The sequence below is a fragment of the Rhodovulum sp. genome (assembly GCF_011048875.1).
In the GTDB taxonomy this organism is placed as follows: Bacteria; Pseudomonadota; Alphaproteobacteria; order Rhodobacterales; family Rhodobacteraceae; genus Rhodovulum; species Rhodovulum tesquicola.
In genome coordinates this window covers 1-9,439 of the sequence record NZ_DSDD01000451.1, presented here as the reverse complement: position 1 = coordinate 9,439, position 9,439 = coordinate 1, and the positions used below count along the sequence as shown (strand labels likewise).

The following is a 9,439-nucleotide window of genomic DNA, read 5'->3' as shown; positions in this document are numbered from 1 at the left end:
CTTCGTGCGCGCGCAGGAGGTCTGGGACCGGGCCTTTGCCACCCGCATCCGTGCCGTTGCGGCAGGGCCCGATGCGCCGCTGATGATCGGCATCATCGGCATGGGGCATCTGCTTTGGGGCGGCGGCGTGCCCTGGCAACTGGCCGACCTGGGCATGACCAACGTCCGCGTCGCGATTCCGTTGACGCCGGACGATCCGCTGCCCGAGGCCGGAATGGCCGATGCGGTCTGCATGCTGCCATCCGCGGACGTCCCGGCCGGGGCGTGACGGCGCGCGACAGGGGGCTTTTCAGCCGCTTACAATCCTGATAGAAAGAATCGGAAATAGGGCGCGACCCCGCCGCCCGTCCATGTCAGGCCCCAGCTCTTCGCCCGGTCCCCTGCGCAATTGTCAGGACGCACAGGATGAATCTTGCAAGTACCCCGCATGGGGATCGCCCCGCCAGCCCGGAACCGCATTTCGCCCGGATCGCTGACGATCCGTTGGCCGATGCCCTGTGATCGCGGCGGCGCGGGTCGGCCGGGGTGGGGGAGGCCGCTCGGCTCTCGCTGGATGGGGCGGACGGATCAGGATCGAGAGGATGACACCCGGGATGACAGTGCGCGAGGATATGGGCACGGGCCGCGAAACGACGGGCTTGCGCGATCTCTGGCAGGCAATCCTGTCGGGCGAGTGGGCCGGGGCCGAGCCGAGCCGGACGGGGCTGGAATCGTTTCTGGACAGGGCTGCGGCGCGGGAGCGGGAGGTGGAGCGATGAGCGCTGTGCCGCATGTGGCCGCTTCTCCGGTGCACGAGGCCCGCATCCTGACCGGGGGCGGCACGACCGCAATGATCGTGCTGGACGGGGCCTGCTACACCCTGCGCATCACCCGCGCGGGCAAGCTGATCCTGACCAAATGAGCGCGTTGTCCCGCAGCCGCGGCGCGGCGCCCGTCGCCTGCCTGTCCGAATTGCCGCCGGTCGAGCGCGCTGCGATCCGCTGCCTGCGCGGTTGGGGCGCCGGTCCCGAGGCCCGGTCGCGCATGCGGCGCAATTTCGCGCAGGTCCTGGGCGGCGGGGCGCCGGCCCATGAGGAGGCGCTGGATGCGCTGATGGAACTGGCGCTGACGGCAGGGCGGCGCCCGCTGGCGCGCCATCGGCTGGATCACCCCGAGGTGGGCGGAGACGAGAACGCATTCGCCCAGATGGTCGCGGCGGCGGTGGGCGGGGAACGCGAGGACGCGCTGGTCTTCGCGCTGGCCCTGATGGGGCCGCAGGTGGCCTTCGAGGCGGTCGCCCTGGCCGAGACGCTGGGTCTGGCGCTACTGGGGCTTGTGCGGGCGCGACGGGACGCGGCGATGCAGACATGGCCTTGCGGGCTTCACTAGATCGGCCATGGCCTGTGCGCCGCCGTCCGGCAGAGGACGGCAGCCGCGGCCGTGGCACGCGCGCCAGCTTGCGCATGACAAGACCGGGATAATTGCCCATTTCGGCGGCCAGCCCGGCCTGTCCGCTGGTCGTCGCCTGCGCCTGGGGTGGGGGCGACCGCTTTCCTGCCCTTCGCGTGCATCGCGCTCGGGATTGCCGCGGGGGGGCGCGCCGCGGGGTGTGGCTTGTCCTCGGGCCGGGGCGCCGGGCGCGGGCTTTCGACGGGGTGCGCGACCTGCACGATCGCGGGGGACAGCGCGGCCATCAACTCCGGCGCCGCAAGCGGCGTGGTTTCGGCGGGCAGGCGGGCGAGCGGGTTCTGCGGGGCGGGCGACACCGTCTCGGACGGTGTCGCGGCCTCGACCACCTGATGCGTCGCCATCGTCGACAGCGTGCCCGCCGCCATGTCGGCGACGCCGGTCCCCAGCCGCGCCCCGGCCGCCCCGGTGCCGCCGGCGATCTCGATGGCGTCCAGCGGGACCAGCGCCAGCGCCGCGACGGTAAATCCCAGGGCCGCGCCCTGGCCCGGTTGCGAAGACGGAATCACGCCCCCCCTCTCGGTCACGATCACCACTCGCCCGGCCCCGGCGGCGCGCTGCGCACGGCCCCGGGTTCGAGTTGCAGGAAGGCCGGCCGCGTCTCGGGGCTCGCGGGCCGTACAGACCCTCGGTGCAGGGCGCCAGCCCTGGCTCGCCCGCCTTGCAGAGATCTGCGCCGTTGATCAGCACGCGGCCAGGATCAGCGCAGGCCAGATCGGGCACGACGAACCGGCGCACCCGCGGCCGTCCCGCGGACAGCGCGCCGAAATCGAACAGCGTCAGGCATTCGACCCGCCCCGTCGCATCCATCCCCACCGTCTCGAAATTCCTTTCGGGAATTGTCGGAAGATGTCGGCGAGAGCGTGGAAATTGGTGCGGCAGCGCCATCGCGGTCTGATGAAACCGGCCTGAGCGGGGCGCTGTCGGGCGCATACGGCCGGAGGGCATCCGGGCCGTGGCCGACGCCCGGCCAAAGCGGATCGCGGCGTGTCCGGCGCATCGTGCCCCTGGCGTTCAGGCTGTTGTCAGGCCATTCGGGCCGCCGCGAATGTTGCGGCGTGGTTTCGGGACGCGCCACGCAGCGGGTCACTTCAACTGGCTGTCCTTGGAGCCGCGCCGGTTGATGCCGCCGCGCTGCACAGGTCGTGCGTCACGCGCCTGCTGGCAGTCGATGCAGAGCTTGACGCCCGGGATCGCCTGCCGCCGTGGTCCGGGGATCGGCTCGTCACATTCGGCGCAATGGGTCAGGCTTTCGCCATGCGGCACCGGGCGGGCCTGCATCCGGCGCAGCTCGTCCTCGATCGAGGCGTCGATCTGATCCTGAACGGCGCCATCCCGCGCCCAGCCGCCTACCATGCTGCGCCCTCCCTCCCTGTATCCTGGCCGATGGGGCGGGGATTGTCGCGCGCTGCGGGCTCAGAACATCGCATGCGCGCCCAGATCCACCTTTTCCTCGTCCGCCAGCAACCTGTCGTAATAGTCGAACAGCGTCTCGGTTCCATAGGCGGGCGTGGCCTCGGCATCGTAGCGCCCGGTTGCGGGGTCGAGGACAAGCATCGACTCGGTGGCGTAATAGCGGCCGATCCGGGCAAACTCGGCCTTGTCGCGCATCTTCGGCGAGACGCGGCCCAGAAGCCCCAGCACTGCGATGATCGCATCCATCATCCCCACCGGGACCGAGCGGAATTTCGGCTCCCGCCCCAAGGCGCGGAACAGGTATTCGCCCTGTTCGCGCGGGGTGATCGCGGGTTTGGGGCCGCCGATGGGCAGGATGCGGTTTCGCTGCGCCGGATCGTCCAGGCAATCGGCCATGAACCGGCTCAGATCGGCGTCGCTGATCGGGGTGCAGGCGGTCAGCGTTCCATCGCCGAAGATCAGGAAGGGCTTGCCCTGTCGCACCCGCGCGACCTGGCCCGAGAGCGACTTGAAGAACGCCGTGGGCCGCACGATCGAATACTCCAGCCCCGAGGCGATCAGTTCCGCCTCGAAGGCGAGTTTTGCCTTCTGGAATTCCAGCAGCGGCTTCTGCACGCAGATCGCCGACAGCAGCACCACATGGCCGACCCCGGCCGCGCGGGCGGCGGCCAGCGCGTCGGAATGGGCCTTGTGGTCGATGGCCCAGGCGTCCCGCGGCGCGCCGCTGCGCGAGGCAAGGCAGGAGACCAGCACATCGAACCGTTCGCCCCCGATCCCGTCGCGGGCCAGTGCAGCCGGGTCGGTGATGTCGACCTCGCGCAGGACAGCCCCCGCAGGCAGGCTGCGCGCCGCCGCCGCGCCCGAGCCCGGCCGCACGAGGCAAACCAGCCGATGCCCGCGCGCGGCCAGTTCCATGGCGGTTGCCCGGCCGATCGTGCCGGTCGCGCCCAGCATCAGCACCCGGCGCGGCCGGGGCGAGGGCGGGGGGGTGTCGGTCGCTCTCATCATCGGGCTCCTTGCGGGTCAGGGGCGCCGCAACTGCGCCTTGCGTTCGATCCGGCGGGCATGCAGCACCGGCTCGGTGTAGCCCGAGGGCTGGACGCGGCCCTTGAACACCAGATCGCAGGCGGCCTGGAACGCGATCCCGTCAAAGCCGGGCGCCATCGGCACATAGGCCGGATCGGCGCGGCGTTCTGGCGGTTGACCACCTCGGCCATGCGGCGCATGACCTCCATCACTTCGTCCGCGCCGACGATTCCGTGATGCAGCCGGTTGGCGATAAGCTGGGCCGAGATGCGGCAGGTGGCGCGATCTTCCATCAGGCCGAAATCGTTGATGTCGGGCACCTTGGAACAGCCCACCCCGGCATCGATCCAGCGGACGACATAGCCCGGGATGCCCTGCGCGTTGTTCTCGACCTCGCGCAGGATCCGGGGGCGCGACCATTTGCGGAAGGCGGCCAGCGGGATTTCGAGGATCCCGTCGACATGCGCGCGGCGGCCGCCCTTCCGCAGCCCCGCCTGCACCGCCAGCACATCGACCCGATGGTAATGCAGCGCGTGCAGCGTGGCCGCCGTGGGCGAGGGCACCCAGGCGCAATTCGCCCCGGCCTTGGGATGCTCGATCTTGGTGGACAGCATTGCCGCCATCCGGTCTGGCATTGCCCACATGCCCTTGCCGATCTGGGCGCGGCCCGACAACCCGCATTCCAGCCCGATATCGACGTTCAGGTTCTCACAGGCCGTGATCCAGCCCTTGCGCTTGATGAAATCCTTGCGGCTGAACGGTCCTGCCTCCATCGAGCTGTGGATCTCGTCGCTGGTGCGGTCGGGGAACCCGGTATTGATGAAGGCGACGCGGTGTTGCGCCGCGCGGATGCATTCCTTGAGATTGACCGAACTGCGCCGCTCCTCGTCCATGATGCCGAGTTTCATGGTGTAGCGCGGCAGGCCAAGGAACTCCTCGACGCGGGTGAAGGTGTCGTCGGCAAAGGCCACCTCGTCGGGGCCGTGCATCTTGGGCTTGACGACATAGATGGACCCGGCGGGCGAATTGCGCGGGCCGTCGGTCTTTTTCAGGTCATGCAGCGCGATCAGCGTGGTGAGCGCGGCGTCCATCAGCCCCTCGAAGACCTCGGCGCCGTCCGCATCCAGGATCGCGGGATTGGTCATCAGGTGGCCGACATTGCGCACCAGCATCAGCGCCCGGCCCTTGACGGTGAAGGGGGTGCCATCGGGGGCGGTATAGGCAAGGTCGGGGTTCAGCGCGCGAGTGAGGGTCTGGCCGCCCTTGTCGAACTCGGCGCTCAGGTTGCCCTTCATCAGGCCCAGCCAGTTGGCATAGGCGGCCACCTTGTCCTCGGCATCGACACAGGCCCCCGAGTCCTCGCAATCCATGATCGCCGAGACGGCCGATTCCAGCCGCACGGCCGCAAGCCCAGCCTGATCGCGCGCGCCGACCGGGTGGGTTCGGTCGAAGACAAGTTCCACATGCAGGCCGTGATTGCGAAGCAGCACCGCGTCGGGGGCGCGGGGATGGCCGCGGAAGCCGGCGAATTTCGACGGATCCTCCAGCGGCAGGTCATCGACCAGCAGCGCGCCGCCCCGGACGTGATAGCGCCGCGCGTCGGCATGGCTGGTGCCTGCGACCGGGAAGGCCTCGTCGAGAAAGACGCGGGCGCGGGCCAGGACTCGCCCCCCGCGGCCACGATCGTAGCGGCCGGGCGGCGGCGGGCTGCCCATTGCGTCGGTGCCGTAAAGCGCGTCGTAAAGATTGCCCCAGCGCGCATTCGCAGCGTTCATCGCGTAGCGGGCATTGGTGATCGGCACCACCAGTTGCGGCCCCGGCACGGTTGCGATCTCGGGGTCGACATTTGCGGTCTCGATCTCGAACGGCGCACCTTCGGGGCGCAGATAGCCGATCTCGGCCAGGAACGCCGTGTAGGCCTCGTGGTCATGGGGCTGGTTGCGCCGCGCCAGATGCCAGGCGTCGATCTGCTGCTGCATCGTCTCGCGGATCGCCAGCAGGTCCCGGTTGCGCGGGGTGAAGGCGCGCACCAGCCCGGCGAAGCCCTGCCAGAACGCGCCCGCCGCGATGGCCGTGCCGGGCAGTGCGCGGGTCTCGACGAACTCGGCCAGCACGGTCGCGACCTTCAGCCCGGCGCGGTCCTGATATGTCTCGCCGCCCATCTTCGCCTCCATGCTGTCCTTGTCCCGCATAGCTCAGAGCAATTCCCCGGCCGCAATGCAAGTGCAGGCTTGCCCGGTCAGCACCGCCCCCGCCCGCAAAAACCCGCGCCGGGCCGCCGTTCTGGCCAAATCCCCGGCGCGGCGCGTTTTCCTGCCATTTCGCCTCGCGCGCCCCGTGGCGCCATGGCCGCAGCTTGCGGTATGAAGGGGCATGGACATCGTTCTGCTGACCACGGTCATCGCCTCCCTGTTCTTGCTGATCGGCGCGGCCGAGCCCTTGGCAGCGCGCCTGCGTCTGCCCTTCAGCGTGATCCTCGCCGCGCTGGGCATCCTGATCGGGGCGGGTGCGCTGTTCTTCCTGCGCACGGACCTGACCGATGCGCTGAACCCGGTGGCCGAGGCGATCCTCGCGCTGCCGATCCGCTCGAACGTGTTTCTTTACGTCTTCCTGCCGACCCTGCTGTTCCAGGTGACGTTGGGGATGAACCTGCGCCGGATGCTGGACGACTGGGTGCCGATCCTGATGCTGGCGGTGGTCGCGGTGGTGGTGGCGACGCTGTCGGTGGGCTATGCGCTGGCCTGGGCCAGCGCGCTGCCGGTTGCGGTCTGCCTGCTGGTGGGCGCAATCGTCTCGACCACCGATCCCTCGGCGGTGGTGGGCATCTTCCGCTCGATCTCGGCGCCGCGCAGGCTGGCACGGATCATCGAGGGCGAGAGCCTTCTGAACGATGCCGCCGCCATCGCGCTGTTCGGCCTGTTCATGGGCTTCGTGATGCTGGGCATGCCCGATCCCAGTCTCGGTGATGCGCTGGCGCGCTTTCCGCTGCTGATCGCGGGGGGCGTGCTGACCGGCTGGCTGGCGGCGCGGATCGCGGTCCGGTTGATGGCGATGTTCGCGCGCTACGAACTGGCGCAGATCTCGGTCTCGGTGGCGCTGCCCTACCTGGCCTTCATCATCGCCGAGCAAAGCGTGGGCGCCTCGGGCGTGATCGCGGTGGTGACGGCGGGGATGACGCTGAACCTGATGGGGCCGGGGCGGCTGCCGCCCGCGTCCTGGTCCAACCTGCGCGAGGTCTGGGATCTGCTGGCGCATTGGGCGGGGGCGTTCATCTTCATCCTCGCCGCGCTGCTGATCCCACGGCTGCTGGAAGACGTGCGGATCGGGGATTTCGCGCTGATCGGCGTGGTGATCCTGGCCGCGCTGGCGGCGCGGGTGGTGATCCTGTTCGGCCTGTTGCCGCTGCTGACGGCGATCCGGCTGTCGCCGGTGGTCGAGCGGCCCTATCGCGTCGCGATCCTGTGGGGCGGGCTGCGCGGCGCGGTCACGCTGGCGCTGGCGCTGGCCGTGACCGAAAGCGTCCGCGTGCCGGTAGAGGTCAAGCGCCTCGTCGCGATCCTGGCCACCGGCTTCACGCTGTTCACGCTGATCGTGCAGGGCACGACGCTGCGCTGGATCATCCGGCAACTCGGGCTCGACCGGCTGTCGCCGATCGACCAGGCGCTGTCCAACCAGGTGGTCGCGGTCGCGCTTCAGACCGTGCGCGAGGACGTGGCCCGGACCACCGAGAATTACGAACTGACCCACGACATCGTCCGCTCCGAGGCCAAGCGCTTCGGCGAACGGCTGGACGGGGCGTTGAAGGGGGCCGAGGAGAATGCCGAGATCCACGACCGCGACCGGATCACGCTGGGGCTGATCGCGCTGGCCGGGGCCGAGCGCGACGCGATCATCGCCCGGATCAGGGACCGCACCATGTCCGCCAGCCTCGCCGAACAGGTCCTCTCCAATGCCGACCGGCTGATCGAGGGGGCGCGCATCGGCGGGCGACTGGGCTATCAGCGGGCGGCTCGGGTCAGTGTCGGCTATGGCCGCGCCTTCCGGATGGCGGTGCGACTGCACAACCGGCTGCGTCTGTCGCGCCTGCTGGGCCGGATGACGGCGGAGCGGTTCGAGATCCTGCTGTCGCAGCGGTTGATCCTGCGCGACCTGCACGGCTTCATCGGCGGGCGAATCCGGCGCATCCATGGCCGCCGCGTGGCCGACCTTCTGCACGAATTGCTGGCCCGCCGCGCCGAGGCCGTCGATACAGCGCTGGAGGGGCTGCGGCTGCAATACCCCGGCTATGCCGAGGAACTGGAACGCCGCTTCATCCGACGCACGGCGCTGCGGCTGGAGGAGCGCGAATATGACGCGATGCGCGACGACGGGCTGATCGGGGCGGAACTGCACAACGCGCTGATGCAGGACATCGCCCGCCGTCGCGCCGGGCTGGACGCGCGCCCGCGCCTCGATCTGGCGGTCGAGAAGGCGGAACTGGTGCGCTGCTTCCCGCTGTTCGACGATCTGGACGGCAAGGCGCGCAAGCGGCTGACGCGGGCGCTGGTGACGCGCTATGTCAATGCGGGGGACGTGCTGATCCGCAAGGACAGCCAGCCGCGCAGCGTGTTCTTCATCGCCTCGGGCGCGGTCGAGGCGGAAAGCGCGGGCCAGACCTGGCGGCTGGGCCGGGGCGAGATGTTCGGCCAGATGGCGGTCCTGATGCAGAAACGGCGCCGCGCCGAGGTGCGCGCCATCGCGCCCTCGACGCTTCTGGTGCTGGACGAGGCCCGGTTCCGGCGGCTGCTGCGGCGCAGCCCTGCCGTGCAGGCGGCGGTGCTGGAAAGCGCGCGCAAGCGCGGCATCGCCCCCGAGACGCTGTTTCCCGAGGGGCTGACCGCGGCCTGAGCCCTGCGCGGCGGTTGCCCGGGCCGGCGTTCGCCGTATAGTTGTCGAGGGACCGGCCGCCCTGCCGGGCATCGCATCGGCCGGTCATGGACATCCTGTTCTCGCATCTGAACTTTCCCGCCCGTGGACGCGGCGGGGCCGATCCCACCCGGCAATGACCCCGACCGCCGCGCGCTGGCGCTGGCGCGCAATGCGCCGACGCTTCTGGAACTGGCCGAGGCCGATCTGGTCCTGTGCCCGACGCAGTTCCAGGCCGACCAGTTCCCCGACTGGACCCGCGCGCGCCTGACGGTGCTGCATGACGGGGTGGATACCGGCTTCTTCACCCCCCCCCGATCCGCAGGCCCGGCTTGACCTGCCGGGGTGACGATCCCGGAAGACGCCGAGATCGTCAGCTATGCCACCCGCGGGATGGAGCCGACCCGCGGCTTTCCCGACTTCATGCGCGCGCTGGCGCTGGTTCAGGCGCGCAGGCCGCGGCTGCATGCGGTAATCGGCGGGCAGCACCGCGCCGCCTATGGTGCAGGGCCGCCCGATGGCCCTAGAGCGTTTCAGGTTTACACGGAAGCATAGCCTGCGTCCTTGAGGTAGTTGGCGCACTCATCGGGGGTGAAGCGGTTGAGGATTGTTCCGACCGAGCGCCAGAGCGTGTCTCTCGACCGCG

The 9,439-nt window shown here is 70.0% G+C and carries 10 protein-coding genes and 2 pseudogenes; 7 read left to right on the top strand and 5 right to left on the bottom strand.

Translation table 11 applies throughout. The annotated features are described in order from the left end of the window. From ENN83_RS15415 to ENN83_RS15400, 4 genes are all read left to right on the top strand, one after another. The coding region (locus ENN83_RS15415) for a ChaN family lipoprotein (RefSeq protein ID WP_287188510.1) at positions 1–268 on the top strand (268 nt) is incomplete at its 5' end. Between the two features lie 313 nt (positions 269–581). After that, positions 582–758, top strand: coding sequence for a hypothetical protein (locus ENN83_RS15410; protein ID WP_287188508.1), 177 nt, complete (start codon positions 582–584; stop codon positions 756–758). Continuing rightward, the gene (gene hemP / locus ENN83_RS15405) at positions 755–901 is read left to right on the top strand and encodes a hemin uptake protein HemP (RefSeq protein ID WP_287188505.1); all 147 of its coding nucleotides are present in this window, start codon (positions 755–757) and stop codon (positions 899–901) included. Before ENN83_RS15410 ends, hemP begins: the two co-directional genes overlap by 4 nt. Then, on the top strand, positions 898–1,368 hold the full coding sequence (locus ENN83_RS15400) for a hypothetical protein (RefSeq protein ID WP_287188502.1): 471 nt from the start codon (positions 898–900) through the stop codon (positions 1,366–1,368). Before hemP ends, ENN83_RS15400 begins: the two co-directional genes overlap by 4 nt. On the opposite strand, the gene ENN83_RS15395 is transcribed toward ENN83_RS15400, so the two are convergent. The 4 genes and pseudogenes from ENN83_RS15395 to ENN83_RS15380 all read right to left on the bottom strand — a co-directional run bounded on the left by ENN83_RS15395 (position 1,365) and on the right by ENN83_RS15380 (position 6,050). Next, on the bottom strand, positions 1,365–1,973 hold the full coding sequence (locus tag ENN83_RS15395; protein WP_287188513.1) for a hypothetical protein: 609 nt from the start codon (positions 1,971–1,973) through the stop codon (positions 1,365–1,367). The two genes, ENN83_RS15400 and ENN83_RS15395, sit on opposite strands and share 4 nt — an antisense overlap. 559 nt (positions 1,974–2,532) lie before the next feature. Next, positions 2,533–2,802, bottom strand: a complete 270-nt coding sequence (locus ENN83_RS15390; protein ID WP_287188499.1) for a DksA/TraR family C4-type zinc finger protein — start codon at positions 2,800–2,802, stop codon at positions 2,533–2,535. 60 nt (positions 2,803–2,862) lie between these two features. Beyond that, positions 2,863–3,867, bottom strand: a complete 1,005-nt coding sequence (locus tag ENN83_RS15385; RefSeq protein ID WP_287188497.1) for an NAD(P)H-binding protein — start codon at positions 3,865–3,867, stop codon at positions 2,863–2,865. Between the two features lie 18 nt (positions 3,868–3,885). Further along, positions 3,886–6,050 (bottom strand): annotated as a pseudogene (locus ENN83_RS15380) (malate synthase G). 211 nt (positions 6,051–6,261) lie between these two features. Here ENN83_RS15380 and ENN83_RS15375 point away from each other — a divergent pair. From ENN83_RS15375 to ENN83_RS15365, 3 genes are all read left to right on the top strand, one after another. Next, the gene (locus tag ENN83_RS15375) at positions 6,262–8,775 is read left to right on the top strand and encodes a cation:proton antiporter (protein WP_287188495.1); all 2,514 of its coding nucleotides are present in this window, start codon (positions 6,262–6,264) and stop codon (positions 8,773–8,775) included. Between the two features lie 123 nt (positions 8,776–8,898). Beyond that, on the top strand, positions 8,899–9,129 hold the full coding sequence (locus ENN83_RS15370; RefSeq protein WP_287188493.1) for a hypothetical protein: 231 nt from the start codon (positions 8,899–8,901) through the stop codon (positions 9,127–9,129). A 9-nt stretch (positions 9,130–9,138) separates the two neighbouring features. Next, a complete protein-coding gene (locus ENN83_RS15365; protein ID WP_287188491.1) occupies positions 9,139–9,348 on the top strand; it encodes a hypothetical protein in 210 nt (69 codons plus the stop codon). Here the strand turns inward: ENN83_RS15365 and ENN83_RS17235 are convergent. Next, a pseudogene (locus ENN83_RS17235) lies at positions 9,333–9,439 on the bottom strand (IS630 family transposase); the annotation flags it as partial. The gene ENN83_RS15365 and the pseudogene ENN83_RS17235 sit on opposite strands and share 16 nt — an antisense overlap.